Raw genomic sequence first — 23,721 nt, forward strand, 5'->3', positions numbered from 1 at the left:
AACATGTGTTCGTGAGCACCCCGATCCTGCACGCCGACCTGGACGCGTTCTACGCGTCGGTCGAGCAACGGGACGACCCGAGCCTGCGCGGTCGTCCGGTGATCGTGGGCGGCGGGGTGGTCCTGGCCGCGAGCTACGAGGCCAAGGCGTTCGGCGTCCGCACCGCGATGGGCGGCGCTCGGGCGCGGCGGCTGTGCCCGCACGCGATCGTCGTGCCACCGCGGATGTCGGCCTACTCCGCCGCCGGCAAGGCGGTCTTCGAGGTGTTCCGCGACACGACGCCGCTGGTCGAGGGCCTGTCGATCGACGAGGCGTTCCTCGACGTCGGCGGCCTGCACCGGATCGCGGGCCCGCCGGAGGTGATCGCCGCACGCCTGCGGGCGGCCGTGCTGGAGCGGGTCGGCCTGCCGATCACGGTCGGGGTGGCGCGGACGAAGTTCCTCGCCAAGGTCGCGAGCGGTGTCGCGAAGCCGGACGGCCTGCTGGTCGTGCCCGCCGACCGCGAGCTCGACTTCCTGCACCCCCTGCCGGTCGAACGGCTGTGGGGCGTGGGCGAGGTGACGGCCGCCAAGCTGCGCGGCCTCGGCATCCGGACGGTCGGCGAGGTCGCCGGGTTCGACGAGAAGGCGCTGGTGTCGCTGCTCGGCCGGGCCGCGGGCCGGCACCTGCACGCGCTGGCGCACAACAGGGACCCGCGGCCGGTCCAGGCAGGACGGCGCCGCCGGTCCGTCGGCGCGCAACGGGCGCTCGGCCCGGCGGAACGCACGCGGGAGGACCTCGACGCCATCCTCGCTTCGCTGGTCGACGGCATCGCGCGACGCCTGCGCACCGCCCACCGGGCGTGCCGGACCGTGGTGCTGCGCCTGCGCTTCGGCGACTTCGACCGCGCGACCCGGTCGCACACCGTGCGGTACCCGACGACGGAGACCGAGGTGCTGCTGGCGGCGGCCCGGCAGCTGCTCGACGCCGCGATGCCGTTGATCTCCAGCCGCGGCATCACGTTGCTGGGCGTGTCGCTCACGAACCTGGAGGACGACGCGCCGGTGCAGATGGCGCTGCCGTTCGAGGAGCGGAAGCCCGCGGCGCTGGACGCGGCACTGGACCACGTGCGGGACCGGTTCGGGTCCCGGTCGGTGACGCGGGGGACGTCGATCGGGCGCGACCCCGGGATCTCGGTGCCACTGCTGCCGGACTGATCGCCGCGCCTTTACGTCTGATGGACCCTTGTAAACTGAAACGTGTTCTAGTTAGTCTACCCGCATGATCGCCACAGTGGTGTGGGGTACGGGAAACGTCGGGCGCGCCGCCATCCGGGCCGTCGAGGCCCACCCGGGGCTGGAACTGACGGCCGTGGTCGTCCACAACCCCGAGAAGCGGGGCCGGGACGCGGGCGATCTCGCGGGACTGGACCACGAGCTCGGAGTCGCGGCCACCACCGACATCGACGCGGTGCTGGCCACCAGCCCGCGCGCCGTCGTCTACGCGGCGTCGGGCGACATCAGGCCGGACGACGCGCTCGCCGACATCACGAAGGCCATCAGGGCGGGCGCGGTCGTCGTCACGCCGTCGCTCTACGCGTTGTACGACCACCGCAGCGCGCCACCCGAGATGCGAGAACCGGTTCTAGCGGCGATCGCGGCGGGCGGCGGGTCGCTGTTCGTCTCCGGCGTGGACCCCGGCTGGGGCAACGACGTGCTGCCGCTGATGGTCAGCGGGCTCGGGCACACCGTCGACGCGGTGCGGTGCCAGGAGATCTTCGACTACTCCACCTACGACCAGCCCGACGCGGTGCGGTGGCTGATCGGGTTCGGGCAGCCGCTCGACTACGCGGCACCGATGCTCATGCCGGGCGTGCCGACCATGGTGTGGGGCGGGCAGATCCGGCTGATGGCGAGAGCGCTGGGCGCGGAGGTCGACGAGATCCGCGAGACCGTCGACCGGCGCGCGCTCGACGAGACCGTGACTACGCGGTCCATGGGCGAGTTCGAGGCGGGCACGCAGGGCGCGATCCGGTTCGAGGTCCAGGGGATCGTCGGTGGTGAGCCGTTGATCGTCATCGAGCACGTGACGCGCATCCACGCCTCCTGCGCGACGGACTGGCCGATGCCCCCGTCCGGCGACGGCGCGCACAAGGTGATCATCGAGGGCCGGCCGCGCATCGAGGTCTCCGTCGAGGCCGTGGACGAGGGCGAGAACCGGTCGGCGGGCGGCAACGCCACGGCGGTCGGCCGCATCGTCAACGCCGTCGACTGGCTGGCCGGGCAGGAACCCGGGCTCTACGACGCGCTCGACGTCCCGTTGCGGCCCGTCGCGGGCAAGCTCGGAAGGGACAAGCTCGGAAGGGGCAAGCCGTGAACATCGACATCCCCGAGGGCAAGGACCCGATCGGGTACGTGTGGGGCGAGCTGGTTCCCGGCATCGGCGTCGCCGCCGCGAACCTCTCCCTCGCCGTGTACCAGCACACGACGCTGGGCCTGCGCGAGTTCGAGGCGGCGCGGCTGCGGATCGCGCAGATCAACGGCTGCATGTTCTGCCTCGGCTGGCGGACCGAGCGCGACGGCGTCGAGGTCGAGGACGGCTTCGCCGACGCGGTGGCCCAGTGGCGCACCACCGACGCCTTCGACGACCGGGCGAGACTGGCCGCGGAGTACGCCGAACGGTACGCGCTGGACCACCACGGTCTCGACGACGAGTTCTGGTCGCGCATGACCCGGCACTACAGCCAGGTGGAGATCGTGGAGCTGACGATGAGCATCGGGGCGTGGCTCGTGTTCGGCCGGCTGAACCGGGTGTTCGGCCTCGACGCGATGTGCGTGCTCCCGAAGTTCTGACCGTCCGGACAGGACCGGTCGTCAGAAGTCGGTGGCGATGATCTTCTCGATGTTCCTCTCGGCCAGCGCCGTGATCGTGACGAACGGGTTCACGACGGTGCAGCCGGGGATGAGCGCTCCGTCCACGACGTACAGACCCCGGTACCCGTGCAGGCGCCCGTGGTTGTCGGTCGCCCTGTTCAGCACGGCGCCGCCGAGCGGGTGGTACGTGAGGTGGTCGCCCCAGATCTTGTAGACGCCGAAGAGGTCGGTCCGGTAGATCGTCCCCTCCTTTGAGTTGATCTTGTCGAAGATGGTCTTGGCGGCGTTGATCGAGACGCTCTTCCACGCCGTCTGCCAGTCGAGGTCGACCTTGCCCGCGGCGGCGTTCCAGGTGAACCGGGCGCGGTGCGGGGTTCTCGTGATGGACAGGTAGAACGACGCGTAGGTCTCGATCCCGGTCGGCAGCGGCGCCACCTCGGCGAAGGCGCCGCCCGCCGCCCAGTTGTCGATGCCGAGCGTCGGGATCGACGACTGCAGCTCGCCGGTCGGGTCCCACATGTGGTTGGCGCGGCCGCACATGACGTTGCCGTTGTCGCCCCAGCCCCTGCCGACCTCGCCGTTCAGGTTCGGCAGCGCACCCGTGGCCTTCAGCTTCACCAGCAGCTTGCTCGTGCCGACGCTGCCCGCCGCGAAGAACACCTTCGCCGCGGTCACCTCCTTGACCGCGATCGGGTCACCGGTGGTGTCGAGCTGCTCGACGGTGACCCGGTAGCCGCCCGTGGCGGGCCTGACGTCGACGACCCTGTGCAGCGGCGAGATGGTGACGCGGCCGGTCGCCCTGATCTTGGGGATGTACGACTTCTGCAACGACTTCTTGCCGTGGTTGTTGCCGTAGAGGATCTCGCCGATGAGAGCGGACTTCGGGACCGTCCCGGCGGCCTCCTGCTCCATGTAGTTCCAGTCGTACACGGTGGGCACGAAGACGTACGGGAAGTTCGACCGCTGCGCGTGCTTCCTGCCGACCCGCGCGTACTGGTAGGCCTTGGTCGTGTCGAACCACTCCGGCCGGATCAGTCCGACCCCCAGTTCGGCGTTGGCGCGCGGGTAGTAGGTGCCGTACATCTCGTCGGGGTTCACGGTCGGCAGGACGTCGGCGAAGTTCTCCCGCCTGGGCGTCACGGCCATGCCGCCGTTGACGAGCGAGCCGCCTCCGACACCGCGTCCCTGGTAGACGGTGATGCCGGTGAACTCCTCGGCGTCGAGGATTCCCGTGTACCTCGGGATCGCCTTGTCGATCGGGAAGCCGAGGAAGTTGCTCAGCGGCTGTTTCGTCCTGGTGCGCAACCAGAACGAGCGCTGGTCCGGTGTGGTGGTGTTGGCGAAGACCTTGCCGTCCGCGCCGGGGGTGTCCCACGCCATGCCCATCTCGACCATGTGGACGTCGACTCCGGCCTGGGCGAGGCGCAGTGCTGCCACGGAACCGCCGTAGCCGGTGCCGATCACGAGAGCGGGAACGACCGCCGCGTCGGCGATCGAGGCCGCGGCTTGGGCCACCGGCACGACGCCCCCGAGGGCAGCCACGCCAAAAATAGAACTTGTTCCAGTAATGAACGATCGTCGTGAAGGACCCTTCAAACCGTTGTCACACGTCATTGTGTGCGCCATGTGATCTTCCTCACTCTGGTTTACATGAGAACAAGTTATACCTGCGGTTGTAGATCAAGTCACTACCTGGTGGTTCCGGTTCCCTCGGGGAGCGCAGCGCAGGTGAGGGTCTTGGCGCCGAGATCCCGAGCGCTCGCGGACAACGCGGACTGCCCAGCGAGACCACACGATCCGGGAATGTCCGAACACGCGTGGACGCCCGACAATCGAGCGATGCCCGAGATATCCGAAGGTGAGGACGCCATACCCGGCGTCGTGGTGGTGGGTGCGGGGATCGCCGGTCTGACGGCGGCGCGTGCGCTGCGCGAACGGGGCCACGCGATCACCGTGCTGGAGGCGCGGGACCGGGTCGGCGGCCGGATCTGGACCGACGAGCACGGGGTCGACCTCGGCGCGCACTGGATCCACGGCACGGACGGCAACCCGATCACCGAACTCGTCGAGGAGCTGGGCATCCCGCACAGCTACGTAGGCGGGGACAGCGCCTACACGGGCGGCTTCGACAGCCTCGACTTGTTCGGCGCGGACCGGTGCGCGGTGAACCACCGCTCCAAGACCCGCACCCTCGAACTCGCCGACGAGGTGCTGCACGAGCTGGCACACCGCGCGGCCGTCGCCCGCGCGGACGACCACCCGGACCTACCGCTGGGCGAGGCGGTGCGGCAGGTCCTCGCCGGGCGCGACCTGTGCGCGGAGGACGAACAGGCCGTGCGCTACCACCTCAACGTGATCTTGCGCGAGGACGCGGCGGAGGACCCGGACAAGCTCTCGCTGAAGCACTGGGAGGACGGCTACCTCGTCTACGGCTACGGCGACAGCACGCTGCACCACGGCTACCAGTCCGTTGTGGACGCCCTGGCGCACGACCTCGACATCCGGCTCGGACACGTCGTGACCCGTGTCGAGAACGGCAGGGTGACGACGGACCGCGGTGTGTTCGAGGCGGAGAAGGTGCTCGTCACGGTGCCGCTCGGCGTGCTGAAGGCGGACGCGGTGGAGTTCGTGCCGCCGCTGCCCGAGGCCAAGCGGACCGCGATCGCCCGGCTCGGGTTCGGCACGCTCAACAAGATCGCGTTGCACTACGCCGAACCGTTCTGGCCCACCGAACAGTACGTCTTCGGCTACCTCTGCCGGGACACGGACCGCTACCCCACCGTCGTCATCAGCATGTGGAAGTCGCACGGCAAGCCGGTCCTGGTGATGCTGCTCGGCGCCTCCCTCGGCCGGGAGGCCGAGACCTGGTCCACAGAGGACGTGTCGTCCTACGCCACGTCCGTCGTCGAGGACCTCTTCGGCCCCGACGTCCCGGCGCCGCACCAGATCTCGCGCACCAGCTGGTCCGCGGACCCGTTCGCGCGGGGCTCGTACACGTGCATCGGCGTGGGCTCGTCGTCCAAGGACATCGCCGCTCTGGCGGAACCGGTCGGTGACGGGCTGTTCTTCGCCGGCGAGGGCACGAACCCGTACCACTGGGGCTGCGTGCACAGCGCCTACGAGTCCGGCCTCCGGGAAGCCGCGCGGATCAGCGGCGACGCGGCGCTCTACACCCCGCCGAGCGCCGGGAGGTCACGCGCCCAGTCGCGCGGCACGGACAGGATGCTGCGGTTCGTGCGGATGAGGATGAACCACCTCACCGAACACGAGCTGACCGAGCGGGTGGCGTGCCTGCGGCAGAGCGCCGACCCCCACGGCGTGCGGCTGTTCACCTCACTCGCCGACTCCGAACTGGAGACGCTCGCGTCGATGTTCGACGAGATCTCCTACACAGCGGGCGATGCGCTCTTCCACGAGGACGAGCCCGCGCACGGGGTGTTCCTGGTCGCGCGGGGCGCGGTCGAGGTCGACTTCGGCGGCATCTACGAACGCGAGGTCCTGGGCCGTGGAGGGCTGCTCGGCCACTACGACATGTTCTTCAACGCCCGCACCACGTCGGCGACGGCCCTGAGCGACGACGTGGTGGTGTTCTACCTCGACCACTACCGCTACCAGAGCTTCCTGTACGCGTTCCCCGACGTGATGATGCTGATGCTCGCGGACCTCGTGACGCGGTGGGAGCAACTGGAGACCGTGCTCGGTCCCGCACCCCTGCCGAAAATGGATGGAGCGCCATCGCCGCGAGCCGCTACCTTCCTGCTCGACTGAGCCGCCGAGGCAGGGACGTGCCGTTGTACACCTCGTGAGTCTTCCCAAGCGCTGGTCTTCGTTGCGCGCCGCTCTCTGAGCAGCGCGCTCCCCTTGCTGCGGATTTCTCACCGAACGGTGTACTCCTGTGCTCAACACCTGGGCCGTCGTGCCCACCTGCCTTCCTCTCGTCCGCCGCCGTTGCCACGTGTGCGCGGCCGACCGCTTCCGGGCGAGCGGCAAGTTCCGCGTCAACGCCAACCACAAGGTCCTCGACGCCTGGCTGCTCGCGCTCTGCACCGGCTGCGGGGACACGGTCAAGCTCACGATCTTCGAGCGGACGCACGTCCGCTCGGTGCGTCCCGAGCTGCTGAACCGCCTGCACGACAACGATCCCGGCCTGACCGCCGAGCTGCTGCAGGACCCGCTCCTGCAGCACCGCAACCGCGTCTCGCTCGACTGGGACGGCGCCTGGCGCCTCGACACGACCGGCTCCGACCTCGACCAGGAGGTGGTGGACGTGGCGGTGCGGTTCGAGGCGCGGATCCCTGTGCGGCCCGTCCGGCTGATCGCGGAGGGGTGCGGTCTGTCCCGCGCCGAGGTCGGGCGTCTCGTCGCCGACGGGAAGGTGGTGTCGGCGGTCCGGTTGAGCGGCAGGGTCTCCGGCGACTTCACCTTCACGCTCAAGCGCTGAGCGGTCCCGTCACCGCGGCCCGTGCGGCGGCCACGCCCGGTGGGCCGCCGCACCGGCCGCACGTCGTCAGGTGAGGGGCAGCGGCGTCCCCGGGGTGCGGGCGCGAAGACGGCCGCGCGCGTCCACAGCGGCCAGGGCTTCCCGCAGCCGGGGCGCGGTGGCCGAGAACCCGCTCGGGTCGTCCGTGCCCAGGTGCGCGTGCACGTCGAACAGAGGATCTTCCACGTGCAGGGCGTCCCGCCAGGGTCGCACCAGGTCGTCGGAGTACAGCCACCGCTCCCTGACGTCACCGACGTGGTGCCCGTACGGGCAGAGGGCAAACCGGTGATCCGTTCGCGGGTGGCCGGTGTGGGCCAAGTGGAGTCTTGATCGCTCCACACGGTCACGCCAAGGTGAGGAAGGTTCAGCTGCTTGAACACCTCGGAAGCCGACGGCGTCAGACGAGGAGCACCATGCGGAAACGCACGACCGTCATCCCCCTACTAGCTCTGGTGACACTGGCCCTCCCCGCTCCGGCGACCGCCCAGCCCACCGGCACGGTCACCTCGGGTCAGGCCCGGTTCCAGATCCTCTCCCCCACCCTCGTGCGCAGCGAGTTCGCCGGCGACCGCAGGTTTGAGGACCAGGCCACTTACAACGTTGTAAACCGCACCTTCCCCCGAACCCCGTACACCTCGCGCACCGAGAACGGCTGGCTGGTCATCACCACGTCGGCCATGACGGTGCGCTACCGCGTGGGCTCCGGCCCGTTCCGCGCGGACAACCTGGAGATCAAGACGGCCGGCACGACCGCGTCCCCGTGGCGGCGGGTGGTCTGTGCGACCGGACAGCTCTGCGAGGCCGAGGACCAGCAGCGCGAGGGCATGCTCGTGGCCGCCGACCACCCCGGTCACACCGGTTACGGGTTCGTCGCGGGCTTCTCCTACGCCAACAACTCGGTCACGGCCACCGTCCGCGCGGCCACCGCGGGCCGGCACCGGGTCGTCGTGAAGTACGCGAACGGCCAGGGCGGCGACGGCCGGCACGAGGACCGCACGCTCGGGCTCGGCGTCGACGGGCAGGCGGCCCGGCAGGTCACGCTGCCGCGCACGACGGACTGGCGCGACTGGCGGCAGGCGGAGTTCGAGGTCGACCTGACCGCCGGCGAGCACCGCGTCTCGCTGACCCGGCGGTCGGGCGACTCGGGCAATGTCAACGTTGACAGCCTCGCCCTGCTCACCGCCGGCCAGGCCTACCCGGCCGAACGGGCGGTGGACGACTGCCGCTTCGGCACCACCTGCGAGGCGGAGAACGGCCGGATCAGCGGTCCGGCAACCATCGCGGACGAGCACGCGGGCTTCGCGGGCACCGGCTTCGTCGCCGAACTGCGCGGCGGCACGACCCTGACCCAGCGCGTCACCAGCGTCCCGGCCGCGGGCACGCACCCGGTCGTGCTGCGCTACGCCAACGGTGCCGGCGGCGACGGCAAGCACGAGCCCCGGACCGTGCACCTCAACGGCCAGGCGGTCACGTTGCCCACCACGGCGAACTGGGCGACCTGGGCCACGGCGACCGCTCAGGTGGCGTTGCCCGCGGGCACCTCGGACCTCAGCCTCACGTGCCCGGACGCCGGCTGCCACGTCAACCTCGACAGCGTCGGTCTCGCCAGCACGGCGCAGCACGTCGCGCTGGGCGGCTACCGCCGTTCGCTCGACGGGTACACCGGCACCAACGGCGACCCCAAGCTCTACCCGGGCCTGACGCACCGCGACGGCTGGTACCTGCTGGACGACACGATCTCCGCTCTGCGCAACGGAACCCCGCGCGCGGACCGGGGTGCGCAGCCGTACCAGGACGGCTACCTGTTCGGCTACGGCCAGAACCACAAGGCGGCGCTCGGCGACCTGGCGGCGCTGACCGGCGGGTCGAAGCTGTTGCCGCGCTGGGCCTACGGCGTCTGGTACTCCGAGTACATCGACCGGACCGCGGCCGACTTCCGCGACCGCATCCTGCCCGCGTTCCGCCAGCACGGCGTTCCCCTGGACGTCCTCGTGGTCGACACCGACTACAAGGCGCACAACCTGTGGAACGGCTGGCGGATGGACTCCTCGAAGTTCCCCGACCCGCAGGGCTTCCTCGACTGGGCGCACGGCGAGGGCCTGCACAGCACGCTGAACATCCACCCGAGCATCCAGGGCGACGACCCGGACTTCGCGCAGGCCCAGGCCACGGCGAAGGGCAAGCTCGCCAAGGGCAGCTGCGCGAACTGCTACGTGTTCGACTGGGGCGACCCGGACCAGCTGCGGGCCTACCTCGAGCTGCACCGCAAGATGCCGACCGACTTCTGGTGGCTCGACTGGTGCTGCGACGGCTCGGGCTCGTCGTTGCGCGGCGTCACGCCGGACACGTGGATCAACGAGCAGTACTCGAAGATCGGAGCGTTCGCGTTCTCGCGCGGCTTCGGTTCGCTGCAGGCGGGCGGGTACAGCGGCGCAGGCCCGCTGCAGACCGGTCCGTGGGCGGAGAAGCGCACCACCCTGCACTTCACGGGTGACACGTCGTCGACGTGGGGCGTGCTGAAGGGCACCATCGCCTACACCTCGGCCGAGGGCGTGGCGACGGGCATGTCGAACATCAGCCACGACATCGGCGGTCACAACGACACCACCGGCCTGCGCGGGTCGGAGACCTACCTCGACAACGGGCAGGTCCGCTACACCACCAAGATGCCGGACGACATGTACGCGCGGTGGGTGCAGCTCGGTGCGTTCCAGCCGATCACGCGCCTGCACAGCAACCACGGCGACCGGCTGCCGTGGCAGTACGGCCCGGCCGCGCAGGCGTCGGCGACGAAGTTCCTGAACCTGCGCGAACGCCTCGTGCCGTACATCTACACGCTGGCCGAGGAGGCGAACCGCACCGGCGTGCCGATGGTGCGGCCCGCCTGGCTCGAGCACCCCGGCAGCCCGGAGGCGTACTCCACCGCGGACAGCCAGTTCATGCTCGGCTCCGACGTGCTGGTCGCTCCGATCACCACGCCCGGTGACGTGGGCGAGACGCGCGTGTGGTTCCCGCCCGGCCAGTGGACCGACTACTTCACCGGCCGCGTGTACCAGGGCAACTCGTGGGCGACCGTCAGCGCGGGCTGGGACACCATGCCGGTGTTCCTGCGCTCCGGCGGGATGCTGGTGGAGCGCACCTCGGACGTGGCCAACGACGTGAAGAACCCGGCCGACGAGCTGACCGTGCACGTGACGGCCGGCGCCAAGGGTGAGTTCACGCTGTACGAGGACGGTGGGCGGAAGCTGTCGTCGCGGACGCGGATCGTGCAGGACGGCGACACGGTCACCGTGCACCCGGCTCGGGGCTGGTTCCCGGGCAAGGTGTCCCAACGGGACTGGACGGTCGTGGTGCACGAGGCTGACGGGACCTCCCGCACGGTGAAGGCGGCCGGGAAGCCGGCGCAGCAGAAGGTGGTGATCCGGCTCCGCTGACGGTGCGGGGTGCCGCGCCGGGGTGTCGTGCGAGCGGCACGTCCGGCGCGGCGCCTGCGGCTCAGTCCTCGGGCACCCACGTCAGCAGCCGCACCTTCGCCACGGTGCGCACGTGCTTGCGCATCGCCGCCGCGGCCTTCTTCGCGTCACCCGCGGTGATGGCCTCGTAGATCGCCGTGTGCTGCGCCAGCGACCGGGACGGGCGCCCCGGCTGGCGCAGCGACTCGGTGCGGCTCTCGGTGATCTGCCGGGCGATCGTCTTCATGAAGTCGGCCAGCAGCGAGCTGTGCGCGGCGGCGGTGACGGCGGCGTGGAAGCGGCGGTCGCCCTCCACGCCGTTCGCGCCGCCCGCGATCTCGTCGCGCATGAAGTCGAGGGCGAGCCGGATGGTCTCCAGCTCGGCTTCCGTGCGGCGTTCGGCGGCCAGTTCGGCGAGCTTGGTCTCCAGGGCCTCGCGGGCCTCCAGCACCTCGGGGAGGCGCTTGCGGCGTTCGACGAGCTGCTCGACCGGTTCGACGTCGAGGGTGTCGCGCACCAGGTACGTGCCACCGCCGTGGCGGGCCTCGACCAGGCCCTGGACCTCCAGCACCACGATCGCCTGCTTGACCGACGCTCGGCTGACGCCGAGGCTCGCGGCCAGGTCCCGTTCGGCGGGGAGCCTGTCCCCCGCCTTCAGGCCGGCCTCGCCCACGTACGCCCGCAGGCGCTCGAGCACCTGCTCGTACAGGCGCGATTTGACCACGGGCCGCAGTGCCTCGGACATCGCCCCAGGATAACCGGTCAAGTGGATCAGCCAGTAGACCAGCTCTTGACAGCCGGTGGAGGGCGGGCGGAAAGTGGCTCAGCCACTTGGCCACTGTGCCGAATCGGACAGCCCCAACGACGGGAGCCCCGCATGTCCGCCGAACTGATCTCGACACTCGTGCTGGTCGTGGTGTTCGTCATCGCCACGACCAGGTCGATCAACATGGGCGCGCTCGCCTTCGCCGCCGCCTTCGGGGTCGGCACGCTGGTGGCGGACATGAAGACCGACGACATCTTCAAAGGCTTCCCCGGTTCGCTGTTCGTCGTGCTGGTCGGGGTCACGTTCCTGTTCGCGATCGCCCGCGCCAACGGCACCACGGACTGGTTGGTGCACAGGGCGATCCGGCTCGTCGGCGGACGGATCGCGTTGATGCCGTGGGTGATGTTCGCGATCACCGGTGTGCTGACCGCGATCGGCGCGGTGAGCCCGGCGGCGGTCGCCATCGTGGCGCCGATCGCGATGGGCTTCGCGGCCAGGTACCGGATCAGCCCGCTGCTGATGGGCGTGATGGTCGTGCACGGCGCTCAGGCCGGCGGGTTCTCCCCCATCAGCATCTACGGCACGATCGTCAACGGCATCGTCGACAAGGAGGGCCTGCCGGGCAGCCCGGTCGTGCTGTTCCTGGCGAGCCTGGTGGTGAACCTGCTGATCGCGGTCGTGGTGTTCGTGGCGTGCGGCGGCATGAAGCTCGCCCGCCAGCCCCTCGGCGCTCCCGCGCTGGTCCGCACCGGCGGCGGGAGCAGCGGTGACGAGGCGAGCGACGACGAGCGCACCACCCTGACGGCGCCCCGCGTCGCCACCCTCCTCGGCCTGGCCGCGCTCGTGGTCGCCGCCCTCGTCTTCGACCTCGACGTCGGCCTCGCCGCGATCACCGTCGCCGTCCTGCTCAGCGTGGTGTGGCCGGAGACCTCGAAGGAGGCGATCACCCAGATCACCTGGCCGACCGTGCTGCTGATCTGCGGCATCCTGACCTACGTCGCCGTGCTGCAGACGATGGGCACGATCAAGTGGGCGGGCGACTCGGTCGCGGGCGTCGGCGCTCCCCTGCTCGCGGCGCTGCTGATCTGCTACATCGGCGCGATCGTCTCCGCGTTCGCCTCGTCGGTCGGCATCATGGGCGCGCTCATCCCGCTGGCGGTGCCGTTCCTGCTCCAGGGCGAGGTCAGCGCGATCGGCCTGATCGCGGCGCTGGCGGTGTCGGCGACGGTGGTCGACGTGAGTCCGTTCTCCACCAACGGCGCTCTCGTGCTGGCCGGTGCGCAGGACGTCGACCGCGACAGGTTCTTCAAGCAGCTGATGGTCTACGGCGGGATCATGGTCGCGGCGGCGCCGCCGCTGGTGTGGCTCGCCCTCGTCGTCCCGGGAATCTGGTGAGTTGATGTTCGCCTCGCAGTCCGACCGCGTCGCCCTCCGCTTCGGCGACCGCGCCCTGACCCACTCCGAGCTCGCGGCCCGCGCGGGAGCCCTGGCACAGCAGCTGTCCGGGCTCCCCCGCGCGGCGGTCTGGGCGACACCGACGATCGAGACGTGCGTCGCGGTCGTCGCGGCCCTGCTCGCCGGGGTGCCGGCCGTGCCGCTCAACCCGAAGGTCGGCGAACGGGAACTCGCGCACATCGTCGCGGACAGCGCGCCCGCGGCCGTGCTCGCGGCACCCGGCGTCACCCTCCCCGAAGGCCTGAGCTCGGTGCCGCGGCGGGACGTCACGCTCGACGGCGGCTCCTCGGGGACGTTCGCCGATCCCGGTGACGAGGCTCCGGCCCTGATCGTCTACACCTCGGGCACCACCGGCTCCCCCAAGGGTGTCGTGCTGCCGCGCCGCGCCATCGTGTCCACTTTGGACGCCGTGGCGGAGGCGTGGCAGTGGACCGCGGACGACGTGCTGGTGCACGCGCTGCCGCTGTTCCACGTGCACGGCCTGATCCTCGGCGTGCTCGGGCCGTTGCGGCGCGGGGGGACGCTGCACCACCTCGGCAAGTTCTCCACCGAGCAGCTCGCGAAGGCGCTCGACGGCGACGGCACGATGATGTTCGGCGTCCCGACGATGTACCACCGCATCGCCGAGGAGGTCGGCGGCAACCCCGCACTCGGCAGGGCCCTGGCCGGGGCGCGGCTGCTGGTGTCGGGCTCGGCGGCGCTGCCGGTGCGCGACCACGAGCGGATCGCCGCGGCGACCGGGCAGCGGGTCGTCGAGCGCTACGGCATGACCGAGACGTTGATGAACACCAGCGTGCGCGCCGACGGCGACCGCCGGCCGGGAGCGGTCGGGGTGCCGCTGCCGGGCGTGCGGGTGCGGCTCGTCGACGACGCCGGACAGGCCCTGGAGGACGCCGGCGCGATCGGCGAGATCCAGGTACGCGGCCCGAACCTCTTCACCGAGTACCTCAACCGGCCCGACGCCACCGCGGAGGCGTTCGCGGACGGCTGGTTCCGCACCGGCGACGTCGGCACGCGCGACCCCGACGGCTACTTCCGCATCGTCGGGCGCAAGGCCACGGACATCATCAAGAGCGGCGGCTACAAGATCGGCGCGGGCGAGATCGAGAACGCGCTGCTGGAGCACCCGTCGGTGAAGGAGGTGGCGGTGACCGGGGAGCCCGACGACGACCTGGGCGAACGGATCGTCGCCTGGGTCGTGCCCGCGGGCGCGGCACCGCCCGCCGACGAGCTCGCCGGCCACGTGGCCCGGTTGCTCACCCCGCACAAGCGCCCCCGCGTGGTGCGGTTCGTGGAGTCGTTGCCGCGCAACGACATGGGCAAGGTGATGAAACGTGCCCTCGGGACGTGAGACCGCCCGCGAGGTGATCGGCGACGTGGCGTCGTCGTTCACCGAGCTGCCGGACGAGCCGGTTCCGTCCGAAGTGGACGGACCGCTCGGGTGGCCGGGGTACGGCGACCAGCTGGCCCGTGCGGCCGGGTCGACCGGGGAACGCGAGTCGGTCGTCTGCGGGGTCGCCGGCATCGGTGGCGTCACCGCCGTGGTCGTGGCGTTCGAGTTCGGGTTCCTCGGCGGCTCGCTGGGAACCCGGACCGGCACCCGGATCGAGCAGGCCTTCACGCACGCCCGCGAACGGCGGCTGCCGGTGGTGTCGCTGGTCGCGACCGGGGGCAGCCGCATGCAGGAGGGCACGCTCGCGTTGCTGCAGCTGTCCGGGATCGCCCGCCAGCTCACCCTGACCCGCGAGGCCGGGCTCCCGCACGTCGCCGTGCTGCGCGACCCCACGACCGGCGGCGGCTGGGCGACGCTCGGGGCGGGCGCGGACGTCGTGCTGGGGCTGCGCGGTGCCCAGGTGGGGTTCGCCGGCTCGCGGGTGCGGCCGCCCGGCTACACGGTGGCGCAGCAGTTCGCGGCCGGGTCGGTCGACCAGCTCGTGCGGCGGGAGGAGCTGCGCGACCGCCTGGGGCGGTGGCTGCGGCTGCTCACCACGCCCGCCCGCGCCGCCGCTCCCCCACCGGTGGCGCTGGGCGAGGCCCTGCTGCCGACGACGGGATGGGACGCGGTGGTGCGCGCCCGGACGCTCGGCCGTCCGCGCGCCAAGGCCTACCTGGCGTCCTACTTCGAGTGGCACGAACCGGTCAGCGGCGACCGCGCCGGCGGCGTCGACCCCGGGGTGTTCTGCGGGTTCGGCCACCGCGACGGGGAGACGTTCGCGTACGCGGCGCAGGACGGCACGGCGACGCGACCGGCGGGGTTCCGCACGGCGGCGCGCCTGGTCCGGCTCGCCGACCGGCTCGGCGTGCCGGTGCTGACACTCGTGGACACGCCCGGTGCGGCCAACGACGAGGCGGCCGAGAAGGCGGGGGTGGGTGCCGCGATCGCCGACCTCTTCACGGCCGTCGCGTCCGCGCGCGTGCCGGTGACGACGCTGCTGATCGGCGAGGGCGGATCGGGTGGCGCGTTGGCGTTCGCCGCGCCGGACCGGCTGTGGGTGACACCGGACAGCTACTTCGCGGTGATCTCACCGGAGCTCGCGACCGCGATCCTGAAACGGGATCCCGCGCAGGCCCGGCGCACGGCCGACGAGCTGCGGCTGCGGCCGCAGGACCTGGTCGAACTGGGGGTCGCGCGCGGCGTGGTCCAGCCCGGCCGGCCCTCCGATCAGGCCACGGCGATGTGAAAGGCCTGCAGCGGGACGTAGATCGCGAGGAGTCGCCCCGGGTGCCCCTGCTCGTCGCCGGCCTCCTGTTCCCCGGCCCGGCCGTGCTCAGGCCACGCGCGGGACGGTGAACACGCGCAGGAAGGTGTCGAGCAGCGCGGGACGGCCCTTCAGCTCCACCTCGCCGTCCCGCGCCGCCGTCATGATGGCGCGGTAGGAGGCCAGCTCGTCGTCGGCGAAGGTCGCGGTGATCGTCAGGTCTGGCTCGGCGGGAGCCGGGCCGAGCCCGGTGACCAGGTCGCCGTCGGTCAGGACCGCGTGCACCACCACATCACGGACGTGGATCTCCCACGAGGCGGTCAGGCCCGCGCCTTCGGCCGGCTGGAAGACGGCGCGCAGGTTCAGCACCAGACCCTCGGGCGTCACGACGTCGCCCCGCTGCGGCTCGCCGAGCTGTGTCGCGCCCCAGCGGGCCAGCGACAGCAGGGCCGGCTCCAGCGAACAACCCACGTCGGTCAGGGCGTAGACGACACCTCGCGCCGGGGCCGGGGCGACCCGGCGTTCGACGATTCCGGCCTGTTCCAGCTCTTTCAGGCGCGTGGCCAGCACGTTCGTCGGGATGCCCGCCAAGCCCGTCTGCAGCTCCGTGTACCGGCGGGGGCGCACGAGCAGGTTGCGGACGATCAGCAACGCCCACCGCTCGCCCACCAGCTCCAGCGCGCGGGCGAGGCCGCAGTACTGGCCGAAGTCACGTCGCTTCACACCCTCGAGCGTAGCAACCTTGTCGACGTGTAGCTAACTGCGTAAATCAAAGTTCACTTGCAAAAACGAAGTAAGCCGGTCTACCGTCGTCGCACTCCGAAGACACCGAACTCAGAAGGACGTGCGATGACCGCCCTGCTCGAACGCACAGAGCCGGCCGTGCGGCGGCCGCTGCTCTCCCGCGGTGCCGGCTTCGCGGGCATCTCGGCCGCGATGGTCGCGATCCTCGTCGCGGCCGGCGCCCCGACGCCGTTGCTGCCGATCTACCAGCACCAGTGGGGGTTCGCGCCGTGGGTGCTGACGCTCGCGTTCGGCGTCTACGCGTTCTCGTTGCTCATCGCGATCCTGGTGGTCGGGTCGCTGTCGGACTACGTGGGACGGCGTCCGCTCATGATCGGCGCGCTCGCGGTGGACCTCGTCGCGATGGTGATGTTCCTGGTGGCCCCGGGCATCGGCTGGGTCATCGCGGCGCGGGTGGTGCAGGGCATCGCGACCGGCGCCGCGTCCGCCGCGCTCAGTGCTGCGGTGGTGGAGCTCGCGCCGGAGCGGTTCAAGAAGCTCGGCGCGCAGATGACCAGCATGGCGCCGCTGGGAGGACTGGCGATCGGCGCGCTGTTCGCCGGGGTGCTGGCGGAGTTCGCCGCCGCGAACGCCGCTTTCGAGGTGTGGTTCGTGCTCGCGGTCGTCATGGCGGCCGGGACGGTCTTCGCGATCTTCACGCCGGAGACCGCGACGCGCAAGCCCGGCGCCCTGGCCTCGCTGAACCCGCGCCTCTCGCTGCCGCGCCAGGTGCGCCGGCTGTACTGGACGTCGGTCCCGGGCATCCTCGGCGGGTTCATGACCATGACGGCGTTCATGGGGCTCGTGCCCGCGCTGCTGGTCGCGGTCTTCGCCGTGCAGAGCCCGATCGTCGGTTCGCTGCTGGCCTTCGTCGCGCTCGGAGCGTCCACTGCGGCCTCCGCGTTCACCGGCGGGGTGCGCGCGGCCGGGTTGCGGCTGGGCGGCCTGGTGGCGATGGTCGCCGGCGCCGTCCTGTTCGTCGGCAGCATCGGCGCCACGTCGCTGCCGCTGCTGTGGGCCGCCGCGGCCGTGGGCGGTGCGGGGATCGGCGCGTCGTTCGCGGGCACCACGCGCGGGCTCGTGCCGGAGGTCGCGCCGCACGAGCGGGCCGCGCTGTTCACCGCGATCTTCTTCGTCGGCTACCTGGCGATGGGCAGTTCGGCGATCATCGCGGGCCTCGCCATCGGTGCGGTCGGCGCGGTCTCGACGGCGATCGGCTACGGGGTGGCCGTCGCGCTCGTCACGCTGGCCGGGGTGGTGGCGACCGCGCGCTTCAACCGGAGGTGACGCGGTCGGCGTGGACGTGCGTGCGCACCCCCTGGGGGTCGAACAGGATCAGCAGTTCGACCGCACCGCCGTCCGCGCTGCCCAGCCAGTGCGGCTTCGAGGTGTCGAACTCGGCGGCCTCACCGGGCGGCAACGTCAGGTCGAGGTCGTCGAGCACCAGCCGCAACCGCCCGTTGAGGACGTAGAGCCACTCGAAGCCGTCGTGGGTCTGCAACGTCGGCTCGAGCGGTCGCGGCACGGCGGGGATCAGCATCTTGAACGACTGCACCCCGCCCGGCCGCCGCGACAGCGGGACGAACGTCATGCCGAACCTGTGGATCGGCTTGAGGTGGATGCGCGGGTCCCCGGTGCGCGGAGCGCCGACGAGGTCGTCCAGCGGCACGTCGTACACCCGCGACAGCGGGAGCAGCAGCTCGAGGGTCGCACGCCGCTGCCCGCTCTCCAGCCGGGACAGGGTGCTCTCGGAGATCCCGGTGGTCGTCGCGAGGTCGGCGAGCGTGATGCCGCGGTGCCGCCGCAGCGTCCGCAGCCGCGCACCCACCCCGTCCAGCACCTGCTCGGTTTCGGCGTTCACGACCCGCAGCTTGCCACATCGGCAAGTTTTCGTGCCGCGAACAGCAAGTCCATCGCAGGCTGAGATCATGAAACGCCTCGCAGTCGCTCTCCTGTTCCTGATCACCGCCTGCTCGACTGCTCCGCACCCCGCGCCGGCACACGCCGCTGTCACCCAGGACGACCCGGCTTTCCAGAAGACCTTCCGGCACGAGTTCGCCGACGTCGACGGCGTCCGCCTGCACTACGTCACGGGCGGCAGCGGCACCCCGGTCGTGCTGCTGCACGGCTGGCCGCAGACCTGGTACGGCTGGTGGCCGGTGATGCCGGACCTCGCCGAACGCCACACCGTCTACGCCGTCGACCTGCCCGGCCTCGGCGACAGCACCGGCACACCGACGAGCTTCGACAAGGCCACGCTCGCGCGGTACGTGCACGCGCTGACCGAGAAGCTGGGGCTGCGCGACGCCTCGATCATCGGCCACGACCTGGGTGCCGCCGTCGCGTTCCAGTACGCCAGCCAGTTCCCGCAGGACACCACCCGGCTCGGCTACCTCGACCTGCCGCTGCCGGGCCCCGCGATCGACGCGCGCACCTACCGCTCGCTGAGCTGGCACATCGCGTTCCACTCGCAGCCCGGGATCCCCGAGACGCTGGTCGACGACGAGGTCCGCGACTACCTGAAGGCCTTCTACCCGCAGGTTTCCCACCAGGGCAGCGCTTTCGGTGGCACGGCGACGAAGTCCCCGTTCACCGACGCCGACATCGACGAGTACGCGCGGACCTACGGCAAGAACCTGGCCAACGGTTTCGAGCTCTACCGCGCCCTGGAGCAGGACGTCCGCGACACCGAGGCCGCCCGGCCGGTGGGGGTGCCGACCCTGGTGATGGCCGCGGAGGGCCAGGCCCGGACGATCCAGGGCACGGCGGCGCCGCGGATGACGAACGTCGTGCGGGCGGTCGACGTGCCGAAGGCGGGCCACTGGCTCGTCGAGGAGAACCCGGAGTTCGTCACCGCGGAGCTGCTGCGCTTCCTCAGCTCATGACCGGGAAGCGCTCCGCCCACGGCGCCGCCTGCTCCAGCTGCGCCGCCAGCTTGATCAGCAACGACTCCCCCGCCAGCGGCGCCACGAACTGCACGCCGAGCGGCAGCCCGTCGGCCGTCCAGTGCAGCGGCAGCGACAGCGCGGGCCGGCCGGTGATGTTCGCGAGCTGCGTGTACGGCACCCAGCCGAGGTTGTCCCTGATCATGTCGTCGACCAGGCCCGTGTGCCGGAGGAACCGGGCGGTGCCGGTCTTGAGGACCGCGTCCGTGGCCCGCCGCAGCGACACCGGCAGGTCGAACTGGCCGACCTTCGGCGGCGGGGTCGCCAGGGTGGGCGTCAGCAGCAGGTCGTAGGACTCGAAGAACGTGCTGAGGCGGCGGGTGTGCGCATGCCGCCGCTGCACGGCGTCCACGTAGTCGACGCTGCTCGTGGCCCGTCCCAGCGCGGCCATGAGCAGCGTGTCGCGTTCGAACGCCGCGTCCGGCGCCCCGGTCTGCCGCTGGGCGTCGGCCACCTTCCAGGCGAGGTTCACGAACCACGTCAGCAGGAAGTCCTTGGCCAGCACGGCGTCGTCGAACGGCGCCTCCGGCAGTTCCTCGACGTGGTGCCCGAGGTCGGTGAGCACGCGCACCGCCGACGCGACGGCCGCGACCGCCTCCGGGTGCGGAGCGGGGTTGATCGCCGACGGCACCCGCACGCCGATCCGCAGCTTCCCGGGCTCCTGCCCGACGCACGACGCGAACGACGACTCCGGCAGCGCGACCGAGTACGGACCGGCGAGCTCCCCTCCGCAGATCACGTCGAGCATCGCGGCCGTGTCCCGCACGGTCCGCGACACGACGCCCTGCACCGCCGCGCCGTGCATCATCTCGGCGGTCTCGGGGCCGAACGGCGTGAGCCCGCGCCCCGGCTTGAGCCCCACGAGCCCGCAGCACGCGGCCGGGATCCGCGTCGAGCCGCCGCCGTCGTTCGCGCCGGCGCACGGCACGATCCCGGCGGCGACCGCGGCCGCCGACCCGCCCGACGAGCCACCGGGCGTCCGGTCGAGGTCCCACGGGTTGCGCGCGGGACCCCAGACCGCCGGCTCGCTGATCGCCTTGGCGCCGAACTCCGGCAGGTTCGTCTTGCCGAAGATCACCAGGCCGGCGTCGATCCACCGCCGCACCACGGTCGAGTGCTCGGTGACCTTCTTGTTCTGGAGCGACCGCGAGCCGTTCGACGTCGGCAGGCCCGCGTAGTCCTGGCCGAGGTCCTTGATCAGGAACGGCACGCCCGCGAACGGGCCGGTGAGGTCGTCGGACGGATCGGCGGGCACGTCCCGGACGATCGCGTTGAGCCTCGGGTTCACCTCGGCGGCGCGCTCGCGCGCCACCGCGAGCAGTTCGGCAGCGGACACCTGCCTGTCCGCGACGAGCCGGGCCAGCCCGGTCGCGTCGTACTTCCGGTACTCGTCGAAGTCCACGCGCACAAGCTAGCCGGTCGGCCGCGGCGGGCACGCCGTCACAGGTGCCCGTTGCCCAGGTGGCTCATCGCGGCCGCCACGCCGACGTCGAGGGCCTGCTGCATGACGTGCGGACGCCGTTCGGTGCGGCCGATCACGGCGCTGCCCAGCGGCGGCCGGATCTGCAGGCACGCGGGGTGCGACGCGAGCATCTCCTCGTCCTTCGCCCGGATCTCCTCGCGGCGCAACCAGTTCGAGACGACCCCGGGCGCGTGCCGGGCGAACCAGCGCGACAGCACCAGGCGTTCGCCCCGCGACGGCGGCACGCCCAGGAACTCGTCCTCGCGGCGCGTGCGCAGCGCCACGACGTGCGTGGCGCCCTGCGAGACCGCCGTGCCGACCGGGATGGTCTCGCTCAGCCCGGCGTCGACGTACGGGCGGCCGTCGATCACCACCGGATCGCCCGCGAGGAACGGCATGGCGGTCGACGCCCGCAGCGCGGTCTGCAGGCTCGCGGTGTCGCGGACGTACCCGTGCAGGTCGGCCGGCTCGCCGGTGAGCGCGTCCGTGGTCATCGGGTGGAACTCGACGGGGTTGTCGACGACCTCCTGGAAGCCCATCGGGTGGACCTGCGTGTAGATCGTGTGCACGAGGTGGTGGGTGTCGACGACCGGCCGCCGGGTGAACGCGCGCCGCGGGTTGATGGTCGTGCGCATCACGGCCGGGTCCCACCACGCGTGCTTGCTGCTGTCCGCCCGCCCGCACAGCAGCCAGGCGGCGTTGAGCGAGCCCGCGGAACTGCCGTACACGGCGTCGAACAGCGGCAGCAGGCCGAGCCGTTCGATCGCGACGGTCATCCCGCTGGAGTAGACGCCTCGCGAGCTCCCGCCTTCGACCAGCAGGACGAGACGGGCGTCGTCGGTGCGCCGACCGGGGGTGCTTCGCTGCCGCCGGCGCTCCCGCAGCAGCTCCAGAACCGTTGTCACACAGCCGAGTGAACCACGACCGCACCATCCACTTGCGAACGGCTGCTAGCGTGGGAACCGAGATCAACCGCCTCGAAGAGGAGTTCGACGTGCTGGTGGGTGAAGACGACATCTCAGGGTGAGCCCTGGATGTGACAGGCCATCCCCGCGATGGCCGTTTCGTCGTTCCCTTTTCCCTCACGCGCGGTGGTTCCGCGCGCGGCACATCCCGAGGTCTCGCACCCATGTCCGACGCTTTCATCGTCGTGTCGTCCCTGTCGTTCTCCTGGCCGGACGACACCCCCGTGTTCGACGGCCTGTCCGTCTCGGTGCCCGGCGGCCGGACCGGCCTCGTCGCCCCGAACGGCGCCGGCAAGTCGACGCTGCTCAAGCTCGTCGCCGGAGCGCTGACGCCGTCCGCGGGCAGCGTGTCCGTGACCGGCGTGCTCGGCTACCTGCCCCAGGACCTGCCGCTCACCGCCGGGCTGACCGTGGCGCAGGTGCTCGGCGTCGCGGACGTCCTGAGCGCGATCCGCGCGGTCGAGTCCGGTGACGTCGCCGAGGAGCACTTCACCACCATCGGCAACGACTGGGACGTGGAGGAACGCACGCGCGCCCAGCTCGACCGGCTCGGGCTCGGCGACCTGGCCCTCGACCGCGTGCTCGGCACGCTGAGCGGCGGGCAGGTCGTCTCGCTGGGGCTCGCGGCGCAGTTGCTGAAGCAGCCGGACGTGCTGCTGCTCGACGAGCCGACCAACAACCTCGACCTAGACGCCCGGCACCGGCTCCACGACGTGCTCGACGACTGGCGCGGGTGCCTGCTCGTGGTGAGCCACGACCGCGCGTTGCTCGACCGGGTGGACCGGATCGCCGAGCTCGACGGCGGCGAGGTCCGCTTCCACGGCGGCAACTTCAGCGCCTACGAGGAGGCGGTCGCGGCCGAGCGCGAAGTGGCCGAGAAGAACGTCCGCAGCGCCGAGCAGGAGGTCAAGCGCGAGAAGCGGGAGATGCAGCAGGCCCGCGAACGCGCCGCGCGCCGGGCGTCCAACGCGCAGCGCACCCTCTCGAACGCGGGACTGCCGAGGATCTTCGCGGGCAACATGAAGCGCAACGCGGAGGTCTCGGCTGCCAAGGCGGACGGCACGCACTCCGCCCGGCTCGGCGCGGCCCGCTCGAAGCTCGACCAGGCCGAACGCGCGTTGAAGGACGAGCAGAAGATCAGCCTGGAGCTGCCGCGGACCGCCGTTCCCGCCGGTCGCACGCTCTTCGTCGGTTCCGGTCTGCGGGTGCGCGACCTGTTCGCGGACCTCGACCTCGCGATCCGCGGCCCGGAACGCATCGCGCTGGCCGCCCCGAACGGCGCCGGCAAGTCGACCCTGCTGCGGTTGGTCCACGGGTCGCTCACCCCGGACAGCGGCGAGGTGAAGCGGGCCGACGGGCGCGTCGCGTACCTGTCGCAGCGGCTCGACCTGCTCGACGACTCCCGCACGGTGGCCGAGAGCCTGGCGGACTTCGCCCCGGCGATGCCGCCCGCGGACCGGATGAACCTGTTGGCGCGCTTCCTGTTCCGGGGCGCACGGGCACACCTGCCGGTCGGGGTGCTGTCCGGTGGCGAACGGCTGCGGGCGACGCTGGCGTGCGTCCTGTTCGCCGAACCCGCGCCGCAGCTGCTGTTGCTCGACGAACCGACGAACAACCTCGACCTCGTCAGCGCCGGGCAGCTGGAGAGCGCTCTGAACGCGTACCGGGGCGCGTTGGTCGTGGTGAGCCACGACGAGCGGTTCCTGAACGAGGTGAGGATCGACCGCCGGCTGCGTCTCGACGGCGGCAGGCTGCTGGAGGCCGCCCGTGGCTGAGGCAGCCCTGGCCGGTGACCGAACGCGAGTCGGCGGCGATGTCGAGAAACCCGTGACGGCTTCGACCTGGGCGTGCAGGGACCAACC

General features: G+C 71.5%; 19 protein-coding genes. 12 read left to right on the forward strand and 7 right to left on the reverse strand.

Annotation, left to right across the window (positions count from 1 at the left end; translation table 11 throughout):
* Window positions 1-5 precede the first annotated feature (5 nt).
* From dinB to BLQ91_RS12325, 3 genes are all read left to right on the forward strand, one after another.
* A complete protein-coding gene (gene dinB, locus BLQ91_RS12315; RefSeq protein WP_090096932.1) occupies window positions 6-1,196 on the forward strand; it encodes a DNA polymerase IV in 1,191 nt (396 codons plus the stop codon).
* 64 nt (window positions 1,197-1,260) lie between these two features.
* Window positions 1,261-2,355 (forward strand): NAD(P)H-dependent amine dehydrogenase family protein, encoded by a 1,095-nt coding sequence (locus BLQ91_RS12320; RefSeq protein ID WP_090096933.1) that lies wholly within the window; start codon window positions 1,261-1,263, stop codon window positions 2,353-2,355.
* The gene (locus BLQ91_RS12325; protein ID WP_090096934.1) at window positions 2,352-2,831 is read left to right on the forward strand and encodes a carboxymuconolactone decarboxylase family protein; all 480 of its coding nucleotides are present in this window, start codon (window positions 2,352-2,354) and stop codon (window positions 2,829-2,831) included. The genes BLQ91_RS12320 and BLQ91_RS12325 overlap by 4 nt, the downstream gene beginning before the upstream one ends.
* Window positions 2,832-2,852: 21 nt before the next feature.
* Here BLQ91_RS12325 and BLQ91_RS12330 read toward each other — a convergent pair whose 3' ends face one another.
* The gene (locus tag BLQ91_RS12330; RefSeq protein WP_483810786.1) at window positions 2,853-4,394 is read right to left on the reverse strand and encodes a GMC oxidoreductase; all 1,542 of its coding nucleotides are present in this window, start codon (window positions 4,392-4,394) and stop codon (window positions 2,853-2,855) included.
* Between the two features lie 297 nt (window positions 4,395-4,691).
* On the opposite strand from BLQ91_RS12330, the gene BLQ91_RS12335 reads away from it, so the two are divergent.
* Together BLQ91_RS12335 and BLQ91_RS12340 are read left to right on the forward strand one after the other, a co-directional pair.
* Window positions 4,692-6,620, forward strand: a complete 1,929-nt coding sequence (locus BLQ91_RS12335) for an FAD-dependent oxidoreductase (protein ID WP_245733363.1) — start codon at window positions 4,692-4,694, stop codon at window positions 6,618-6,620.
* A gap of 127 nt (window positions 6,621-6,747) precedes the next feature.
* Window positions 6,748-7,293: a DUF1062 domain-containing protein gene (locus BLQ91_RS12340; RefSeq protein WP_090096937.1), complete on the forward strand. Its 546-nt coding sequence runs from the start codon at window positions 6,748-6,750 to the stop codon at window positions 7,291-7,293.
* Window positions 7,294-7,359: 66 nt separating this feature from the next.
* On the opposite strand, the gene BLQ91_RS41240 is transcribed toward BLQ91_RS12340, so the two are convergent.
* A complete protein-coding gene (locus BLQ91_RS41240) occupies window positions 7,360-7,518 on the reverse strand; it encodes a hypothetical protein (protein ID WP_176959703.1) in 159 nt (52 codons plus the stop codon).
* 227 nt (window positions 7,519-7,745) lie between these two features.
* Between BLQ91_RS41240 and BLQ91_RS12350 the strand changes: the two genes are divergently transcribed.
* The gene (locus tag BLQ91_RS12350; RefSeq protein WP_090096939.1) at window positions 7,746-10,766 is read left to right on the forward strand and encodes a TIM-barrel domain-containing protein; all 3,021 of its coding nucleotides are present in this window, start codon (window positions 7,746-7,748) and stop codon (window positions 10,764-10,766) included.
* A 61-nt stretch (window positions 10,767-10,827) separates the two neighbouring features.
* On the opposite strand, the gene BLQ91_RS12355 is transcribed toward BLQ91_RS12350, so the two are convergent.
* On the reverse strand, window positions 10,828-11,529 hold the full coding sequence (locus tag BLQ91_RS12355) for a FadR/GntR family transcriptional regulator (RefSeq protein WP_090096940.1): 702 nt from the start codon (window positions 11,527-11,529) through the stop codon (window positions 10,828-10,830).
* A gap of 132 nt (window positions 11,530-11,661) precedes the next feature.
* On the opposite strand from BLQ91_RS12355, the gene BLQ91_RS12360 reads away from it, so the two are divergent.
* From BLQ91_RS12360 to BLQ91_RS12370, 3 genes are read left to right on the forward strand one after another with little or no spacing between them, the layout of a single operon-like run.
* Window positions 11,662-12,945 (forward strand): SLC13 family permease, encoded by a 1,284-nt coding sequence (locus tag BLQ91_RS12360; RefSeq protein ID WP_090096941.1) that lies wholly within the window; start codon window positions 11,662-11,664, stop codon window positions 12,943-12,945.
* A 4-nt stretch (window positions 12,946-12,949) separates the two neighbouring features.
* Window positions 12,950-14,356, forward strand: coding sequence for an acyl-CoA synthetase (locus tag BLQ91_RS12365; protein WP_090097221.1), 1,407 nt, complete (start codon window positions 12,950-12,952; stop codon window positions 14,354-14,356).
* Window positions 14,340-15,686, forward strand: a complete 1,347-nt coding sequence (locus BLQ91_RS12370) for a carboxyl transferase domain-containing protein (protein WP_176959704.1) — start codon at window positions 14,340-14,342, stop codon at window positions 15,684-15,686. The genes BLQ91_RS12365 and BLQ91_RS12370 overlap by 17 nt, the downstream gene beginning before the upstream one ends.
* Window positions 15,687-15,773: 87 nt before the next feature.
* Here BLQ91_RS12370 and BLQ91_RS12375 read toward each other — a convergent pair whose 3' ends face one another.
* A complete protein-coding gene (locus BLQ91_RS12375) occupies window positions 15,774-16,427 on the reverse strand; it encodes a winged helix-turn-helix transcriptional regulator (RefSeq protein WP_090096942.1) in 654 nt (217 codons plus the stop codon).
* A 126-nt stretch (window positions 16,428-16,553) separates the two neighbouring features.
* On the opposite strand from BLQ91_RS12375, the gene BLQ91_RS12380 reads away from it, so the two are divergent.
* Window positions 16,554-17,774, forward strand: a complete 1,221-nt coding sequence (locus BLQ91_RS12380; RefSeq protein ID WP_090096943.1) for an MFS transporter — start codon at window positions 16,554-16,556, stop codon at window positions 17,772-17,774.
* On the opposite strand, the gene BLQ91_RS12385 is transcribed toward BLQ91_RS12380, so the two are convergent.
* Entirely contained in the window at window positions 17,761-18,348 is a 588-nt protein-coding gene (locus BLQ91_RS12385) for an XRE family transcriptional regulator (RefSeq protein WP_090096944.1), read from the reverse strand. The genes BLQ91_RS12380 and BLQ91_RS12385 overlap by 14 nt on opposite strands.
* A gap of 67 nt (window positions 18,349-18,415) precedes the next feature.
* On the opposite strand from BLQ91_RS12385, the gene BLQ91_RS12390 reads away from it, so the two are divergent.
* Window positions 18,416-19,372 (forward strand): alpha/beta fold hydrolase, encoded by a 957-nt coding sequence (locus BLQ91_RS12390; protein ID WP_090096945.1) that lies wholly within the window; start codon window positions 18,416-18,418, stop codon window positions 19,370-19,372.
* Here BLQ91_RS12390 and BLQ91_RS12395 read toward each other — a convergent pair.
* Entirely contained in the window at window positions 19,362-20,834 is a 1,473-nt protein-coding gene (locus tag BLQ91_RS12395) for an amidase (RefSeq protein WP_090097223.1), read from the reverse strand. The two genes, BLQ91_RS12390 and BLQ91_RS12395, sit on opposite strands and share 11 nt — an antisense overlap.
* Window positions 20,835-20,872: 38 nt before the next feature.
* On the reverse strand, window positions 20,873-21,799 hold the full coding sequence (locus BLQ91_RS12400) for a patatin-like phospholipase family protein (RefSeq protein WP_090096946.1): 927 nt from the start codon (window positions 21,797-21,799) through the stop codon (window positions 20,873-20,875).
* A 224-nt stretch (window positions 21,800-22,023) separates the two neighbouring features.
* Here BLQ91_RS12400 and BLQ91_RS12405 point away from each other — a divergent pair, with 224 nt between their 5' ends.
* Window positions 22,024-23,634, forward strand: a complete 1,611-nt coding sequence (locus BLQ91_RS12405; RefSeq protein ID WP_090096947.1) for an ABC-F family ATP-binding cassette domain-containing protein — start codon at window positions 22,024-22,026, stop codon at window positions 23,632-23,634.
* Window positions 23,635-23,721: the final 87 nt, after the last annotated feature.

Origin of the sequence: Lentzea jiangxiensis (assembly GCF_900104175.1) — a bacterium.
In the GTDB taxonomy this organism is placed as follows: Bacteria; Actinomycetota; Actinomycetes; order Mycobacteriales; family Pseudonocardiaceae; genus Lentzea; species Lentzea jiangxiensis.